General features: G+C 41.6%; 13 protein-coding genes, 2 rRNA genes and 1 other annotated feature (1 of these 16 cut by a window edge). Of the genes, 2 read left to right on the top strand and 13 right to left on the bottom strand.

The window, feature by feature from the left end:
* Nucleotides 1-62: 62 nt before the first annotated feature.
* From MHH44_RS00635 to MHH44_RS00605, 7 genes are read right to left on the bottom strand one after another with little or no spacing between them, the layout of a single operon-like run.
* Nucleotides 63-1,157, bottom strand: coding sequence for a zinc-binding dehydrogenase (locus tag MHH44_RS00635; RefSeq protein ID WP_340797532.1), 1,095 nt, complete (start codon nt 1,155-1,157; stop codon nt 63-65).
* 41 nt (nt 1,158-1,198) lie between these two features.
* Nucleotides 1,199-2,563 (bottom strand): MmgE/PrpD family protein, encoded by a 1,365-nt coding sequence (locus MHH44_RS00630; RefSeq protein WP_340797531.1) that lies wholly within the window; start codon nt 2,561-2,563, stop codon nt 1,199-1,201.
* Nucleotides 2,550-3,692, bottom strand: coding sequence for a CaiB/BaiF CoA transferase family protein (locus MHH44_RS00625; RefSeq protein ID WP_065216332.1), 1,143 nt, complete (start codon nt 3,690-3,692; stop codon nt 2,550-2,552). Before MHH44_RS00625 ends, MHH44_RS00630 begins: the two co-directional genes overlap by 14 nt.
* Before the next feature lie 11 nt (nt 3,693-3,703).
* Entirely contained in the window at nt 3,704-4,555 is an 852-nt protein-coding gene (locus MHH44_RS00620; protein WP_065216331.1) for a hydroxymethylglutaryl-CoA lyase, read from the bottom strand.
* Between the two features lie 10 nt (nt 4,556-4,565).
* Nucleotides 4,566-5,732: an acyl-CoA dehydrogenase family protein gene (locus MHH44_RS00615; RefSeq protein ID WP_065216330.1), complete on the bottom strand. Its 1,167-nt coding sequence runs from the start codon at nt 5,730-5,732 to the stop codon at nt 4,566-4,568.
* Nucleotides 5,733-5,743: 11 nt separating this feature from the next.
* A complete protein-coding gene (locus MHH44_RS00610) occupies nt 5,744-6,520 on the bottom strand; it encodes an enoyl-CoA hydratase/isomerase family protein (RefSeq protein ID WP_340797530.1) in 777 nt (258 codons plus the stop codon).
* A 4-nt stretch (nt 6,521-6,524) separates the two neighbouring features.
* Nucleotides 6,525-7,052, bottom strand: a complete 528-nt coding sequence (locus MHH44_RS00605; protein ID WP_340797529.1) for a MaoC family dehydratase — start codon at nt 7,050-7,052, stop codon at nt 6,525-6,527.
* Nucleotides 7,053-7,136: 84 nt separating this feature from the next.
* Between MHH44_RS00605 and MHH44_RS00600 the strand changes: the two genes are divergently transcribed.
* Nucleotides 7,137-7,781, top strand: coding sequence for a GntR family transcriptional regulator (locus MHH44_RS00600; protein WP_014822335.1), 645 nt, complete (start codon nt 7,137-7,139; stop codon nt 7,779-7,781).
* A 168-nt stretch (nt 7,782-7,949) separates the two neighbouring features.
* On the opposite strand, the gene serS is transcribed toward MHH44_RS00600, so the two are convergent.
* Complete coding sequence (gene serS / locus MHH44_RS00595) at nt 7,950-9,242, bottom strand: serine--tRNA ligase (RefSeq protein WP_008408592.1); 1,293 nt, start codon at nt 9,240-9,242, stop codon at nt 7,950-7,952.
* A gap of 97 nt (nt 9,243-9,339) precedes the next feature.
* Nucleotides 9,340-9,554 (bottom strand) — a binding site (T-box leader).
* 156 nt (nt 9,555-9,710) lie between these two features.
* Between serS and pdxR the strand changes: the two genes are divergently transcribed.
* Nucleotides 9,711-11,114 carry a MocR-like pyridoxine biosynthesis transcription factor PdxR gene (pdxR, locus tag MHH44_RS00590; protein ID WP_065216327.1) on the top strand — a complete coding sequence of 468 codons (1,404 nt, stop codon included), beginning with the start codon at nt 9,711-9,713 and terminating at the stop codon, nt 11,112-11,114.
* 40 nt (nt 11,115-11,154) lie between these two features.
* On the opposite strand, the gene asnB is transcribed toward pdxR, so the two are convergent.
* The 5 genes from asnB to MHH44_RS00565 form a co-directional block, all read right to left on the bottom strand.
* Nucleotides 11,155-12,981 carry an asparagine synthase (glutamine-hydrolyzing) gene (asnB, locus tag MHH44_RS00585; protein WP_340797528.1) on the bottom strand — a complete coding sequence of 609 codons (1,827 nt, stop codon included), beginning with the start codon at nt 12,979-12,981 and terminating at the stop codon, nt 11,155-11,157.
* A 130-nt stretch (nt 12,982-13,111) separates the two neighbouring features.
* Nucleotides 13,112-14,449, bottom strand: coding sequence for a D-alanyl-D-alanine carboxypeptidase family protein (locus tag MHH44_RS00580; protein WP_340797527.1), 1,338 nt, complete (start codon nt 14,447-14,449; stop codon nt 13,112-13,114).
* A 135-nt stretch (nt 14,450-14,584) separates the two neighbouring features.
* A complete protein-coding gene (gene guaB, locus MHH44_RS00575; protein WP_008408586.1) occupies nt 14,585-16,051 on the bottom strand; it encodes an IMP dehydrogenase in 1,467 nt (488 codons plus the stop codon).
* 188 nt (nt 16,052-16,239) lie between these two features.
* A 5S ribosomal RNA gene (gene rrf, locus MHH44_RS00570) occupies nt 16,240-16,355 on the bottom strand.
* 184 nt (nt 16,356-16,539) lie between these two features.
* Nucleotides 16,540-18,390, bottom strand: a 23S ribosomal RNA gene (locus MHH44_RS00565) (it continues 1,078 nt past the right edge of the window).

Raw genomic sequence — 18,390 nt, 5'->3', positions numbered from 1 at the left:
TTCTATTATTTTCAGCATTGCAAGCGTAAATCCACCGTCACCACCTTTCAAGATCCATACTTTTAAGTCGGAATGATCGTGGCACGTGTAACCGTACGTTTTGTGGATTCATCCAACGCTATTTTAATTTCCTCAAAACTAAAGCTTGCATCCAATAATGTTTCAAACGGGTAGCGGTCAATATTGCGCTCCAGGAAGTCGAGTGCCTTTTTTAAATACCATGGGTTGTAGCGCAGAACGGGAATAATTTGAATTGCTTTACGCGTTAAATAACCAGGATCAAATTCCACCGTTTGTCCAGGTGAGATATTGCCGATTACAATGTAACGGCCGCCAGTTCGAATATACTCCACACCTTCAGCAAAAGCCTGAGGAACACCTGCTACTTCGAGGGCAACATCCACTCCTTGATTTCCTGTCAGACGCATAATTTGTGCAACGCGCTGTTCAACTGTTGGAAAGTCCGATATTAAAATTACTTCATCTGCACCAAATGCCTTTGCCTGATCTAAACGGCTTTCAACACCATCTACTACAATGACTTTCAATTGCTTTTCTTTCGCAACAGCAATCGCATTCAATCCGAGTCCGCCCGCGCCTTGAATGAGAATTGTTTCCCCTGAGACAACATTTCCTTGCTCCAGCCCAAAATACACCTGGGATAATGCACAGTTTGCGCTTGCTGCGACACTGTTTGATATATTGTCTGGTACTTTATAAAAATACTGATCGGAATGAATATAATAATGCGTACCGAATGTCCCATGGAAATGCGGTGCTTCCTCTGTCGGTAAACGCCAATACTTATAAGCATTTTCACATAAGTTAAATTGTCCATGCTGACAAGGCGGACATTTACGGCAAGTCAAAAAGTAAGCACTTACAATTCGGTCCCCGACTTTTACAGGGGTACCCGCAAAATCAGTCTCGACTCCTTCACCTAACGCATGAATTTCACCTATCATTTCATGTCCTAAAGCCCCACTGCGAATGACCGGATGATGCCCTTTCCATATATGCAGTTCGGATCCGCAAATATTTGTTTGAATGATTTTTACAATTACCGCTCCTGGTGCCGGCTCCACCAATGGATACTCTTTAAAAACGAGTTCCATCGGGGATGTCATTTCGGCAACTCTTCCCTTCGTCTCACACATGCGCTCACTCACCCTTCATTTTTCTGAAAATTGAATAGCTACTACACAATCGAAATATGCTCTACGGGGTGTAATGTACGGATTAACTGCTGTACTTGGATCGTTTCTAAATGTAATAAGTCATGAATAATTTTTTCTTTATGTGCCTCTTCTAAAGGCACTAAACTATTGAACTTATTAATAAAGTCCTGAGCTGTTAATGCATTTTCCGGATCTCCTTTAGGAAATCTGCTTTGCACAACGTCACTTGAACCATCCTGCCAATGAATTTGAATTTTCGCTCCCCACTCTTGCGGATATTGACTGTTAATATTTTCATCTACAGATACGGTCAGCTTTTCCATCAGCTTTCGAATGGTTGGGTCTTGCAATGTATCTGCATTGAAGGCATCGAATCCTCCTTCACCGGTCAATAACGCTAAAGCAACACAAAATTGCATACTGAACTTTGCCGCATAGATTGTTTGCGGACTTTTTGCATCCGTAATATCCAGCGCCACCTGATATGCTCCTACTTCGACTGACTTTATAAAATCGATGCCACTTTTCTCTACTTTTTTATGCAGTTCAATCGCCAAGTCCATTGCGGCATGTGTATGACGACAAGATGCATGGACTTTGAAGGCATTTTCGGTAATTTTGTATTGCTGACCTAATTTTTCGGTCATACGTGTTACATCGTACTCGTCACTCATTGCTTCAAAAAATCCTCTACGCCCTTCCAAAATGGCTGTTGCTCCTGTAAAACCCTGCTGTGCTAACAGAGCACTTAAAATACCATTCATCGCTGCTTTACCAGGATGCAATTGCTTGCTCATGGCACCATCTTCGATAAATTCCCACAACCCTGCAGCTTGAGTGCCGGCAGAACCAAATGCTTGGACAATTTGTTCTTTGGATAAATCCAATAACTTTGCCACTGCTGCTGCCGCGCCGAATGTTCCGCAGGTTGCCGTATTATGAAAGTAGTAATAGTGGGAAGGCGTCACCGTTTCTCCTACGCGAAACGCCACTTCATATCCCACAATAATGGCCTCGATCAATTGTTTGCCGGATAATTTTTTCCATTCTGCAATGGCAATCGCTGCAGGCATAATAACAGTTGCCGCATGCACAATGGATGCTTTATGAATATCGTCGAGCTCTATTACGTGACTCGCGCCGCCATTAATGAACGCTGCATTTGTTATGCTCGTCTTCAACCCCGTTACTGCCGTTGCCTGTTGTTCTCCGCCTATTAATTGCGCTACTTGTTCCATCATCCGAACAGGTTCTGCTTCCTGACCTTTCAGTAAAGACGAATAATAATCGACAATGCATAGCTTCGTAAACTGTACAACATCCTGCGGTATATCCTCGAAACGTACATCCACAATATATTGTGCCAACTGCTCACTTAATGTCATGAACATAATCCCTCCCTAACAGTTCTTCATTATGCTCCCCTAACAATGGTGCAGGGGCGGTAGGTGTTATATCACAATTTGAAAACGTTAGAGGAATTCTCGTTGCATACATTTCCTTATCACGTATATGTGGTAGACGTACAATCAGTTTATTTTCTATTTGCTGCGGATCCACTATTACATCTTTCATTGTTTTCACTTGCGCTACTGGTACACCGCCAGCTTCCAGTGCTTGAATGAGTGCCTCGCTTTTTTCCGTCATTGTTATTTGTTCAATTTCCTTACTAAGAAGTAAACGGTTTTTAACTCGTTCTTCGTTCGTATGGTAGAGGCCATCTTCAATCCATTCGTGTTTTTGCAATACTTCGCAAAGTTTTTCGAATAATTTATTGTTCGAGATGCCGATCATGATGGCACCATCTGCAGTTTGAAATGCCCCATAAGGCGCAAATGCCCCATGATTGGAACCTAGTTTTTCGGGATTTTCACCTGTTAACTTTGTTGAAAGTAAATGATAGTTCGCCCAAAATACCCCGGTCTCATACAAAGAGGTCGACACAAGGCTGCCCTCATCTGTTTTATGACGTTGTAAAATGGCTGATACAATACCAAGCGCCCCCCACATGGCACTTCCCTGATCAATTAATGAAACCGGCACTCTTGCTAAATCAGTACTTCCTGTAATACTCATAATGCCTGTTTCAGCTTGCATAATGGCATCATAGCCCGGATATTTTTTCTTTGGACCGTTTTGGCCATAGGCGGATAGCGAACAATAGATTAGTTTCGGATTGATTTTCTTTACCGCTTCATAATCGATGCCTAGTTTTTGTGCTACACCCAACCGGTAATTTTCCACGAAGACATCTGCTGTTTTTATGAGTCCCATTAACTTTCCGCGGTCAGAATCTTCTTTCATGTTGAGGGTGACCGATTTTTTTTGCCTGTTAATGTTCAAAAAATACACGCCATCTTCCTGATATTTAGGCTCCATCTTCCTCGCTTCATCGCCGCTCAGCTTTTCTACTTTGATCACTTCGGCGCCTAAATCGGCTAAAATCATTGTTAACGTCGGCCCTGAAATATTTGTTGTCATATCGAGAACACGTATCCCTTGTAATGGTTTCATTTCAGCCCTCCTTAAACTAAACTGTAAGCGAAATTTGCCACGTCCTTTAATTTTTCCTGGTGGATATTTGTTTCTACTTCCATTGCTTCAAACAGCTCCACCACTTTCTCTGTTGCTACATTTCCAGTAGCCCCAGGTGAGAACGGACAACCGCCAAGACCAGCAATCGAACTATCAAACTTCTCAATTCCCGCATTTAATGCGGCAATAATATTTGCATAGGCAAAACCGTTTGTATCATGGAAATGAGCCACGAATGTTGTATCCGGAAAATCTTTTTTCAATGCGCTGAACCGTTCATACACAATGCGCGGATTTGCCTGTCCATTCGTATCACCAATTGAAATTTCATCAGCCCCGTCATTTACAAATTGCGCTACGACCCGCTTAACTTGCTCATAGGAAATGGCTCCTTCATACGGACAGCTAAAACACATCGACACATAGCCACGAATAAACTTTTTCTGAGCTTTTGCATGCCGGAACATTTCGCTGCATTCTGCCAAAGACTCTTCAATGGAACGTTTAATATTTTTTTGGTTGAATGTCTCACTTGCCCCGACGAATACCGCAATCTGCGGTACACCTGCATCTATGGCACGCTCCAGTGCTTTCATATTTGGGGTTAAAGCGATATATTCCATCCCCAGTTCATTGCAAAATGCCGTAATTTCCTGTGCGTCCGCCATTTGCGGGACAATTTTCGGATGAACAAACGATGCCGTTTCAATACGCTGAAAGCCCGCTTCATATAATTGCTTGATTAACTGTTTCTTTTCCTCTGTTGGCACAAAGCGTGATTCATTTTGCAAACCGTCGCGTGGACCTACTTCAATAATTTCAACTTGCTTTGGAAAGTGCATGATTTTCACCTCAATAAGATTTTGGAAGTTTTAATATATGTTCTCCGACGTATGATAAAATCAGGTTTGTTGAAATTGGAGCTACTTGATAGAGCCGCGTCTCTTTAAATTTCCGCTCAATATCATATTCTGCGGCAAAGCCAAAGCCGCCATATGTTTGAATGGCTACATTGGCTGCCTCCCATGATGCATCTGCAGCGAGTAACTTCGCCATATTGGCCTCTCCCCCGCAAGCTTGCCGGCGATCATAAAGTTCCGCAGCTTTTATGCGCATTAAGTCTGCCGCTTCAATATGGATATGCGCTTGGGCAATCGGAAATTGTATTCCTTGGTTTTGACCGATTGGACGATCAAAAACAACCCGTTCTTTTGCATAATTTGTTGCCCGTTCAATAAACCAGCGACCATCACCGATACATTCCGCAGCAATTAAAATCCGCTCGGCATTCATTCCGTCCAAAATATAGCGGAATCCTTTTCCTTCTTCACCAATCAAATTTTCTACCGGCACTCTTAAGTTGTCGATAAATAATTCTGTTGTCGCATGGTTCATCATTGTTTTGATTGGGCGTATTTCTAAACCATTTCCAACTGCTTCATTCAAATCAACAATTAACACAGACAAGCCATCACTCTTTTTAACGCATTGGTCTTTCGGTGTTGTACGAACTAGTAGAATCATTAAATCCGAATGCTCTGCACGGGAAATGAATACCTTTTGACCATTCACGATATAATGGTCGCCATCGCGTTTCGCAAACGTTTTTAAGTTTGTTGTGTCCGTGCCAGTATTAGGCTCTGTCACCCCAAATGCTTGTAAACGAAGCGATCCGTCCGCAATCTTCGGCAAATATTTTTCCTTTTGTGCCGAAGAACCATGCCGTAAAATTGTTCCCATCGTATACATTTGTGCATGACATGCGCCCGCATTCCCGCCTGAGCGGTTAATCTCTTCTAAAATTACGGATGCTTCCAGTATTCCTAAACCCGATCCACCATATTGTTCAGGTATTAAAGCTCCTAAAAAGCCCGCCTGCGTAATCGACTCCACAAATTCGGTCGGATATCCGTCGATCTCATCCAACTTCCGCCAGTATTCACCATCAAAACGTTTACAAACTGCTCTTACACCTTCACGAAGTTCTTCTAAAAAAGCCAGATTCTCTGTTAACATCATTTGAGTTCCTCCTACCGTCCGATAAAATTAGGCTTTCTTTTTTCGTTAAATGCTAAAATACCTTCCATTCGATCCTCAGAAGAAATAACCTCGTTGTAAGTTTCGATTTCAATACGGAATGCTTCAGATGCTTCCAATGAACTGACTTCTGCTACTTTCTTAACACCTTGAACTCCTAAAGGTGCATTGCCTGCAATTTTTTCGGCTAACTCAATTGCGGTATTCATCACATCTTCTGATTCGACAATTCGATTAAATAACCCTGCGTTCTGTGCTTCTTCTGCGGATACAATCCTTCCTGTAAATAGCCATTCTTTTGCGATATGAAGCGGTATACGTTTTGGCAGTAGACGTGCTCCCCCTCCGCCTGGCATAATACCTCGGCTGACCTCTGTTAGCCCTACTTTTGTATTTTTACCAGCAACGATTAAGTCCATATTCAATGCAAGTTCAAACCCTCCTGCAAGTGTATAGCCATTGATCGCAGCAATGGTAGGTTGCTTGCAATTGGCTACTGCCTGGAACATTTGTTCAAATAAATGATGCTGTTTTTTCCACTCTTCCTCACTCATCCCTTTCCGTTCTTTTAAATCCGCGCCTGAACAAAAGGCATCTTCAGTGGAGGAAGTTAAAATGACGACGTGTACCGGCTGCTCATTGAATGACTGAAATACAGTTAACAGCTGCTTCGCCATATCCGTGTTAAATGCATGGCGCATCTCCGGTCGGTTTAACGTAACAATCGCAATTTTCTCCTCATATTCATATGAAACTTGAATATATTCCATTCGCTCACTTCCCGTCCTGTGAGATTACTTGATCGATCAAAGGCTTCATGATATTTGGTGCATAGCCCTTTTTATAAATCATCATCGTGCGTTTAAAATGAATGACAATTTGCCCGTCCTGATTGTAGCCGGTTGTTTTCACTTCGATAATTCCGACGTTATTCCGCTTAGCACTCTCCCTTTTCGATAAGATTTCTGTATAGGAGTAAATAGTATCGCCTTCAAAAACTGGGTGCGGAAGCCGAACTTCATCCCATCCAAGATTGGCCATTACATTTTGGGAAATATCCGAAACAGATTGTCCCGTTACAAGAGCAATGGTAAATGCGGAATTCACAATTGCCTTTTGAAACTCTGTTTGCTTTGCGTAATGGTGATCAAAATGAATAGGGTTTGTATTTTGCGTCAGCTGTGTAAACCAGCCATTATCGGTCTGCGAAATTGTTCTGCCTAACACATGTGCAATTTTATCGCCTACTTCAAAGTCTTCATAAAACCGTCCTTGCCATCCAATTTGAATTTGTTGCTCCATCACAACATCCCCCTTTAAAGTTTGCATAGTTTTCCTGTATATTATATATTGGATCCAAAATACAACACACAATGAGGTGTTTTTATGAAATTTGATCATGATTTAACTGCTGAAACATTACCCTCGAAAATTTACCGGATTCTGCGTGAAGCAATTATTAAAGGTCAGCTACAACCTGGCGAACGCCTAGTCCAGGATGAATTGGCGAAGACATTAAACGTTAGCAGAATGCCAATCCGGGAAGCGATAAAACAGTTGGCTGCTGAAGGCTATGTCACAGTTGAGCCGCATAAAGGGGCTGTCGTTAAACAATTTACAATACACGAACTGGAAGAGATTTATTTTTTACGAGCAAAATTTGAGCCACTGGCGGCTGCCGAAAGTTTGAAAACGATGTCATCACAACTAGTAAATCAGTTGCGTAATCTTAACGAGAAAATGAAGAAAACGGATGATACAGATGAATATATTCAGCTTAATATTCAATTTCATCATCTGTTAATAAAAGACTGTCCTTGGGGGAAATTAAATAATATTATTGAAAATTTGTGGACCGGTTTCCCTCAGCAAACACCACATCTTTTACCTAACCAAATTGCTACTTCCATTAGTGAACACGATTTAATGGTGGAAGCTTTGGCTAACAATAACATCGAGCTTACATGCCAATTACTAGAGCAACATATTACACGTGCAAAATATGATGTCCTTAAAAACTTTATTCAATAAAATCTAGGAATCTTTAAATATTGTATCCAATATCCTATTTTCTCGAATATAACAAAATATTCTCGTTTTGTAAAACAAATTACTAAATATCACGAAATATCTTTACCGCAGAAAATAAAAAAAGTGTGTTGAAATTTTTATTTCAACACACTTTTTAATTTACTTAAATTATTTTGCAATAATGACTTCTACGCCACCCATGTATGGACGTAATACTTCCGGAATAACAACAGAACCATCTTCTTGCTGGTAATTTTCCAAAATTGCCGCTACTGTACGACCAATTGCTAGACCTGAACCGTTTAATGTATGAACGAATTCCGGTTTTGCTCCTGCTTCACGACGGAAACGGATATTGGCACGACGCGCTTGGAAATCTTCGAAGTTTGAACAAGAAGAAATTTCACGGTACATGTTTTGGGCTGGAATCCATACTTCTAAATCGTATTTTTTCGCAGCTGTGAACCCTAAATCAGCTGTACACATTTTTAATTTACGGTATGGTAATCCTAAAAGCTGTAATACTTTTTCAGCATGACCTGTTAAAATTTCAAGTTGCTCATAAGATTCTTCCGGTTTAACGAAGCGAACTAATTCTACTTTATTGAACTGATGCTGACGGATCAGTCCACGTGTATCACGACCTGCAGAGCCTGCTTCTGATCGGAAGTTAGCGCTGAATGCAGAGAACGCTTGCGGCAGCATATCCGCTGATAAAATTTCATCACGGTAATAGTTTGTTACCGGTACTTCAGCAGTTGGAATCAGGTAATAATCCATTTCATCTTCTTCACGAACTAATTTAAATACATCTTCTTCAAACTTCGGTAATTGGCCTGTACCTGTCAGTGAATCGCGGTTAACGATTTGCGGTGGCAACATTTCTGTATAGCCATGCTGGTCTGAATGAAGATCCATCATGAAGTTCAGTAAAGCACGCTCTAAACGTGCGCCTAAACCTTTATAGAACAAGAAACGGCTTCCCGTAACTTTAGCTCCGCGCTCAAAGTCTACGATATCTAAATCTTTGGCAATATCCCAATGTGCTTTTGCTTCAAAATTAAATGCCGGCACATCGCCCCAAGTGTACTCTTCCACATTATCATCTTCTTCTGTGCCAACAGGTACTGATTCATGCGGGATGTTCGGCAAACGCATCATCATATCTTTAAATTCATCTTCAATGGCATTTAACTCGGCATCCAATGCTTTAATTTCATCGCCTACTTCGCGCATACGTGCAATTACTTCTGATGCATCTTCTTTGTTGCGTTTCATAACGGAAATTTGCTCTGACACTTTATTGCGCTCTGCTTTCAATACTTCTGTTTTGGCGATTAATTCACGACGCTTCGTATCTAAGCTTTCGAAGTTGTCCAAATTCCCTAAATCTTCATTACGTGTAAGAAGCATACGTTTTACTTCTTCAAAATTGTCACGGACGCGTTTAATATCTAACATAGTTTTTTCCTCCTAAAATTTATGAAATGATGATCTTGAGCACTTTAATACATTAATGTACTAGCGGATTAAATACAAAAAAGCCCTCAATCCCTATGAAAGGGACGAGAGCTACCCGCGTTGCCACCCTAATTGAATAGAAAAAATCTATTCCTCTTAACAATTAACGACTTTGGTAAGCCGGCTTCCACCTACTATTATTTCGGAAAAAGCATCTCAAGGACGGATTCACAAGTGTATTTATCAGCTTCCACCAACCGCTGACTCTCTGAAAAAAACGGGCTTGTTACTACTTCCTATCATCGAATTCATTTATAAATTTAACCATACTGTACTATAAAACCATATACATTTGCAAGTTCCGATGAAAACATTCATTAATTTTCTACAACATGCTATACTTTTCTGACACCATCAATATTAGTTAAAATTGAAATTTCATTAAGGTTACATAAGGGGGATAAGAAAATGCTTTTCTTTCAGCTTCAAAAGGACCATACGATACCACTATATGAACAACTGTATATCGGCATAAAAAATGCGATTACTAACAACCAGCTGGCTGTAGGTGTGCGTTTGCCTTCTAAACGGGAACTGGCGGATTTTTTCAATATAAGTCAAACAACGGTCGAGCTCGCCTATTCGCAGCTGTTGGCGGAAGGCTATATTATATCAAAACCGCGTGTCGGTTACTTCGTTGAAGAAATAGATTCATTACCTTACCGCCAAAGTGATATCGCGAACAAAGAAATTAAAAAGACAACAGAAACTATGGAATATAAAATTGACTTCTCCTCTGCAAAAATTGATGAGGATGCTTTTCCTTTTACGATATGGCGTAAGTATGCAAAGGATGTTCTGGATAGACCTTTCAAACATTTACTGCAAACTGGGGAACGTCAAGGTGAGCATGCACTGCGTATTGAAATTGCAAATTATTTACACCAATCGCGCGGGATCGAGTGTGAGCCAGAGCAGATCGTCATTGGTTCCGGTACTGAGCAGTTACTGCCTATGATTTTAAAAATTTTAGATACTAATTCCCAGCTCGCCTTTGAAAATCCAGGTTATTCACCTATTCCACGTCATCAATTAGGGCAGCTCGCTATCCCGATTTCTGTTGATACGGATGGAATTGTTGTTGAACAATTGCAGAAAACGAATGCCAATGTCGTGTATATAACACCTTCGCATCAATTCCCGACTGGTGCGGTTCTTTCAGCTAACCGACGGACACAATTATTGAACTGGGCAGCAAAAGCGCCAGATCGTTTTATAATTGAAGATGATTACGATAGTGAATTTCGCTATATTGGAAAGCCAATTCCGGCTCTTAGAGGACTTGATGTAAATGATCGTGTCATTTATTTAAGTACCTTTACAAAATCATTGATGCCATCATTGCGCGTTGCTTTTTTTGTCTTGCCGCCGACACTTGTTCAACGCTATCAGGAGCATTTCAATTACTATTCTTCTACCGTTCCGCGGTTTGAACAGCACATTTTAGCGAAATTTATGAAAGACGGACACTTTGCCAAACATTTAAACCGTATGCGTAAAATTTATCGTAAAAAGCATGATAAATGCATTGAAGTCTTTTCAAATCATTACCCCCAAATCACGATTTCCGGGGATGCTGCCGGTACAAACATACTTGTTGCCTTCCGCCATGAGAAATCAGAACGGGAACTGCAACAGGTTGCACGCCAGAATGGTATTCATATTTTACCGTTATCGAATTATTATTTAACAGAGCAGCATTACTCCAAAAGAACGTTTTTATTAGGATTTGGCAATTTGCAGCTTCATGATATTGAGCCGGACATTCATCAGCTAATGGAAATTTGGGGGATTTCTAAAAAGTTAATATAAAAGGGATTTTTAAAGAGACGTTCCGTATGGGAACGTCTCTTTATGTTGTAATAATATTGATGCGGTATTGCTCGACCCATTCATGTAATTGTATAAAGTAGGCGATGAGCTGAGGCCCCGCCATTAACTGGCCAAACCAAGGAATTTGAAACGATTGGCCATTTGTAGCTAATAATTGCTCTAACTGCTCTTTTTCAAACAATTCATGGAGAACTGAGTGTTTCTGCCTTAAAATTTGCTGCAGTCGCTGATGAACGAGTTCTGTATATTTTGGGTGGTACGTTTTTGGATACGGATTTTTCTTACGTTCCACAACTTCCTTCGGTAAAATATCCTGAAATGCCTTTCGTAAAATCCCTTTTTCCATGCCGCCGCTATTTTTCATTTCCCAAGGAATATTCCATACATACTCAATTATCGTATGATCTGCAAACGGTACCCGGACTTCCATACTTGCGCCCATTGTCATCCGGTCATTTCTCTCCAATAACGTCTGCATAAAAAACTGGTTATTTAAATAAAACAGCTGCTGACGTTCCTGCTCTTCTTTACTTCCTAAAAATGCAGGCATTCCCTTAACTGCCTCTTCATAAGTACTTTGCATAAACTGCGGCAATTGCAGACGCTTTTGCCAATCTGCTTTAAATAACTGTTCACGTTCCTTAGTGGAGCGTAGCCACGGGAAGAGTGTTCCCTTTTTTCCTTCATAAAACCATGGGTAACCACCAAATACTTCGTCCGCACATTCACCGGATAACGCTACCGTATGTTCTTTTTTCATCTCTTTGCAGAATAAATAAAACGAGCTGTCAATATCCGCCATACTCGGCATATCTTTTAAACGCATCGCCTGTTCCAGAGCTTCTACTAATTCTTGTTGAGTCAATGTCACTTGTCGGTGTTTTGTCTGAAATGCCTGTTGCATTTTGCCGATCCAGTATTCATCCTGAGTCGTTTGAAATGAATTTTGCATAAAGTGTTGGTCATTTTCTTCAAATGCTACGGAATACGTTGATAATGTTTTCTGTTCTTTCGCTAGTTGCCGGGCAGCAACCGCCGTAATGATACTTGAATCAAGCCCGCCTGAAAGCATTGTACTGAGCGGCACATCACTTATTAATTGACGGATAATCGCATTTGTTACGAGTTCCCGGACATTCTCAATCGTTTCTGCCTCTGAGTGCTCATGTTGTTTACTTTCTATATCCCAATACTGCCAGCTTTTCCTGAAATCCTTCCGCGCTATCATTGCATATGCGGGTTTAACTTCCTTAATCCCTTTAAATATGGCATGCCCTACAATACGGGAAGGACCAAGACTGAATAATGCGGCAAGCCCTTCTGCATCAACTTCCGTCTTTACAGCAGGATGTGCCAGGATCCCTTTTATTTCAGAGCTGAACAATAGCCCATCCGGAAGCTCATAGTAAAATAGAGGCTTTACCCCTAGCCGGTCACGACATAGAAACAACGAGTGCTCCTGCTCATTCCATACAGCAAAAGCAAATATTCCATTTAAGTACTCCATACAGCGTTCTTTCCATTCAACATACGCCATTAAAATGACTTCTGTATCGGATGATGTATGAAAGGAATGGCCTAGACTTTTAAGCTGTTCGCGAAGCTCATTTGCATTGTAAACTTCGCCATTGTACACAATGGTCAACTCACCGCGTGTCATTGGCTGGCTTCCCGTCACTAAATCGATAATTGCAAGCCGTTTATGGCCTAATAAAGCATGTTTGCTTATAAAGTACCCTTCACTATCCGGACCTCGGTGTAAAAGCGTCCTCGTCATTTTTTTTATCATCGATTCCTCATTTACTAAATGAGTCGAGAAATCAATCCAACCTGATATTCCACACATGATTATTATCCCTCCATGTATCAATGTATGTTTTGTATGGATTATCGACAAATTGTCCCATTCGAAAAAATTCCTTCTGGTAAAAAAAAGAGCCTTTCTACAAGTGTTTACTTGTAAAAAAGCTCATTTATTATTTAATTAAATTACCTGCAAATCCGAATACACCATCCCATAGGTTACCAAAAAAGCTTCCGATACCTTGGAACATTAATGATATTTTCCCTGCACGTTCTACTGGTTCTGTCGTCACAACATCTGCAACAATACCATTGCCGTCAATATAGCCAAAATCTACACCTTCTGTAGGTGCAAGTACAGCCTGTCCGACAACTTGGTCTTTCTCAATACCTGCTTCAATTTCTTTCTTGTCCAATGTTAATGTCGGAACGTATGAATCTTTTTCGCTTGTTTTCACCATTACAGAAACTGGCTCTTTTACAGCAATTTTGACAGAGTCCTCTTTCCCTTTTATAACAGGAATTGATTTTTGCTCTTCAAATACATAGTTTCCTGGAAGAAGTTCTACTTTTGAAAATTGACCAAATCCATAATCGAATAACTTCGCTGTCGCATCAAAACGTGCTTTATAAGAACCTACACCATTTGAATCCACTGCCTTCATAACAACAGCAATTAAACGTGTATCTCCGCGTTTAGCCGTACCTGTAAACGTATGACCAGCAAAATCTGTCGTACCCGTTTTTAACCCGTCTACGCCTTCATATTCATATACAAGGCCTGGTAGCATGAAGTTCCAGTTGGACATACTAATTGCATCCGAAGTTCCTTCACGGAATACTTTCTTCGGAATCTTTGCTGTTTCTAACATTTCAGGATGATCTTTTAATAAGTTGTATGCTAACTTTGCTACAGAACGAGCAGGCATAACGTTTTCATCCTTTTCTCCAGTACCTTCTGGATGCATGCCTTGTAAGTCAGCATTATTTAAGCCTGTTGCGTTTACAAACTTGTAATTTTCCAAACCAAGTTCTTCTGCTTTTTTATCCATCAATTTCAGGAATTCTTTTTCTGTACCTGCAATTGTTTCTGCAATCGCAATTGTAGCAGCATTTGCAGAATAGATTGCCATCGCTTCATATAATTCTTTAATCGTATACGTACCATCCGCACGTAACGGCACATTACTCAATAAACGATTTTGGGAAACTTTATATGTATACTCTGTTACATTATATTCCTGATCCCATGAAATTGAGCCTTCTTTGATTGCATCAAGTAATAGATATTCTGTCATCATTTTCGTCATACTTGCAATACCTAAAGCTGTTTCCACATTTTGCTCATATAAAATTTTTCCTGTATCTGCGTCAATCAAAATTGCTGCATCTACCGTTAATCCTAAATCCGTTGCTGCATTTGTCTTAGCAGGTGTCATCGCCAGCATGCTAAGTATTAAAATCGGGATTAAGGCAATACTTAAAACCGTTTGCTTTTTTACCTTCTTCACAAAGCTACCTCCAAATTTTTAATCTTGTCTAACGTCATTTTATCATACATAAGTAGTTGTATGTGACCTTCTGTTAATAAAAAAACGTTACTATCTTCAATTTGACGATAGTAACGTTTGAAAGTTTCCTAGCAATTATTGTAAAGAGTAGTTTGGTGATTCTTTTGTGATTTGTACATCATGTGGATGTGATTCACGTAGTCCTGCACCTGACATTTTGATGAACTGTGATTTTTCACGTAATTGTTCTAAATTCGGTGCACCGCAGTAACCCATTCCGGCACGTACACCACCAACTAATTGATGAATTGTATCTGCTAAAGGCCCTTTGTATGGTAAACGTCCTTCAATTCCTTCTGGAACGAGCTTTTTCGCATCTTCTTGGAAGTAACGGTCTTTAGAACCTTTTTCCATTGCACCAAGTGAACCCATTCCACGGTATACTTTAAAGCGACGTCCTTGGAAGATTTCTGTCTCACCAGGAGATTCAGACGTTCCGGCTAATAATGAACCTAACATTACAGTATGTCCACCTGCAGCTAAAGCTTTTACGATATCTCCTGAATACTTGATACCACCATCAGCAATAATTGTTTTACCTAATTCACGTGCAACTGATGCTGCATCGTAAACAGCTGTAATTTGTGGTACACCAACACCTGCAACAACTCGAGTTGTACAAATAGAACCAGGTCCGATACCTACTTTTACAACATCGGCACCAGCTTCAAACAGTGCACGTGTCCCTTCAGCAGTTGCAACATTGCCTGCGATAATATCCAAGTCCGGATAAGCTGCACGAATATCTTTGATTGTATTTAAAACTCCCTGAGAATGACCATGTGCTGTATCAATAACAACGATATCCACCTGTGCTTCCACTAACTTAGCAATACGCATCATTGTATCTTTTGAAACACCAACCGCCGCTCCTACAACTAATCGGCCGTGGCTATCTTTCGCCGCATTTGGAAACTCAATTACTTTTTCGATATCTTTAATTGTGATTAAGCCTGTTAACTTCCCAGCTTCATCAACTAGCGGTAACTTTTCGATCTTATATTGCTGAAGGATTTTTTCTGCATCTTCTAAAGTTGTCCCTACAGGAGCAATGATTAAATCTTCTTTTGTCATTACATCATCAATTTTTAATGAGTAATCTGAAATGAAGCGTAAATCACGGTTTGTAATAATACCCACTAACTTCTGATCTTCCATGTTATTTACAATAGGGACACCTGAAATGCGGTATTTGCCCATCAAATGCTCTGCATCGAATACTTGATGTTCTGGAGTAAGGAAGAAAGGATTTGTAATAACGCCATTTTCAGAACGTTTTACTTTTTCGACTTCTTCTGCTTGTTCATCAATACTCATATTTTTATGAATAATACCAATTCCACCTTGACGAGCCATGGCAATTGCCATTTTTGATTCGGTTACAGTATCCATACCTGCAGAGATCAGCGGAATGTTTAACTTAATGTTGTCAGTTAGATTTACAGATAAATTAACATCTTTCGGTAACACTTCAGAGTGTCCTGGCACTAATAGTACATCATCAAAAGTTAAACCTTCTTTAGCAAATTTTGTTTCCCACATTGTTAAGAATGCCTCCTATTTATAAAAGAATATTATTGTAAGGTTACCTCCGAGGGACATCACTGTCAAGAATCTTTAAAAAATAAAATAATTCGGAATATTATATTATTTGGTTTTTTCTTCGTATGTACGGAAATTAAGTAGTTTATAACAAAAAACCCACTGATTTCTCAGCGGGTTTGCGTTGTGCGAAGCGACGTCCTACTCTCACAGGGGGAAGCCCCCAACTACCATCGGCGCTAAAGAGCTTAACTTCCGTGTTCGGTATGGGAACGGGTGTGACCTCTTTGCCATCATCACTTCACTATTTTCGGCTTCCAATTCACGCCGCTATCCTTCGTCAACTTCCTTCGTTCTTTCAGTCACGTACTTAAGTACGCTCCTTCAATCACTCAGTCGTTTCCTCGACTAGCTTGTGTCTTGAAACCCTTAGAAAGATCATTCTTTCAAAACTGGATAAACGTTTCATTGAATTTGTGCAATAAAATGTGGTTAAGTCCTCGACCGATTAGTATTCGTCAGCTGCATGCGTCACCGCACTTCCACCTCGAACCTATCTACCTGATCGTCTTTCAGGGGTCTTACTTACTTGCGTAATGGGAAATCTCATCTTGAGGGGGGCTTCATGCTTAGATGCTTTCAGCACTTATCCCGTCCATACATAGCTACCCAGCGATGCCTTTGGCAAGACAACTGGTACACCAGCGGTATGTCCATCCCGGTCCTCTCGTACTAAGGACAGCTCCTCTCAAATTTCCTACGCCCACGACGGATAGGGACCGAACTGTCTCACGACGTTCTGAACCCAGCTCGCGTACCGCTTTAATGGGCGAACAGCCCAACCCTTGGGACCGACTACAGCCCCAGGATGCGATGAGCCGACATCGAGGTGCCAAACCTCCCCGTCGATGTGGACTCTTGGGGGAGATAAGCCTGTTATCCCCGGGGTAGCTTTTATCCGTTGAGCGATGGCCCTTCCATGCGGAACCACCGGATCACTAAGCCCGTCTTTCGACCCTGCTCGACTTGTAGGTCTCGCAGTCAAGCTCCCTTATGCCTTTACACTCTACGAATGATTTCCAACCATTCTGAGGGAACCTTTGGGCGCCTCCGTTACTCTTTAGGAGGCGACCGCCCCAGTCAAACTGTCCGCCTGACACTGTCTCCTACCCCGCTAAGGGGCATGGGTTAGAAGTTCAATACAACCAGGGTAGTATCCCACCGACGCCTCCTTCGAAGCTGGCGCTCCGAGATCTCTGGCTCCTACCTATCCTGTACAAGTTGTACCAAAATTCAATATCAGGCTACAGTAAAGCTCCACGGGGTCTTTCCGTCCTGTCGCGGGTAACCTGCATCTTCACAGGTACTATAATTTCACCGAGTCTCTCGTTGAGACAGTGCCCAGATCGTTACGCCTTTCGTGCGGGTCGGAACTTACCCGACAAGGAATTTCGCTACCTTAGGACCGTTATAGTTACGGCCGCCGTTTACTGGGGCTTCAATTCACAGCTTCGCTTGCGCTAACCGCTCCTCTTAACCTTCCAGCACCGGGCAGGCGTCAGCCCCTATACGTCACCTTACGGTTTTGCAGAGACCTGTGTTTTTGCTAAACAGTCGCCTGGGCCTATTCACTGCGGCTTCTCTAGGCTATGCACCCAAAGAAGCACCCCTTCTCCCGAAGTTACGGGGTCATTTTGCCGAGTTCCTTAACGAGAGTTCTCTCGCACACCTTAGGATTCTCTCCTCGACTACCTGTGTCGGTTTGCGGTACGGGCACCTCTCACCTCGATAGAGGCTTTTCTTGGCAGTGTGAAATCAGGAACTTCGCTCATACGAGCTCGTCATCACAGCTCAACGTTAAAGTATGCGGATTTGCCTACATACACGCCTTACTGCTTGAACACGCGCAACCAACGGCGTGCTTACCCTATCCTACTGCGTCCCCCCATTTCTCAAACGGTGAGGAGGTGGTACAGGAATATCAACCTGTTGTCCATCGCCTACGCCTATCGGCCTCGGCTTAGGTCCCGACTAACCCTGAGCGGACGAGCCTTCCTCAGGAAACCTTAGTCATACGGTGCATGGGATTCTCACCCATGTTTCGCTACTCATACCGGCATTCTCACTTCTAACCGCTCCACCAGTCCTTCCGGTCTGACTTCAACGCTGTTAGAACGCTCTCCTACCACGCATACTCTAAGTATGCATCCACAGCTTCGGTGAATCGTTTAGCCCCGATACATTTTCGGCGCAGCGTCACTCGACCAGTGAGCTATTACGCACTCTTTAAATGATGGCTGCTTCTAAGCCAACATCCTGGTTGTCTAAGCAACGCCACA

Origin of the sequence: Solibacillus sp. FSL K6-1126 (assembly GCF_038003445.1) — a bacterium.
Lineage (GTDB): Bacteria > Bacillota > Bacilli > Bacillales_A > Planococcaceae > Solibacillus > Solibacillus silvestris.
Note: the sequence above shows the minus strand (reverse complement) of the source record. Positions and strands in the feature narration are given on the sequence as shown.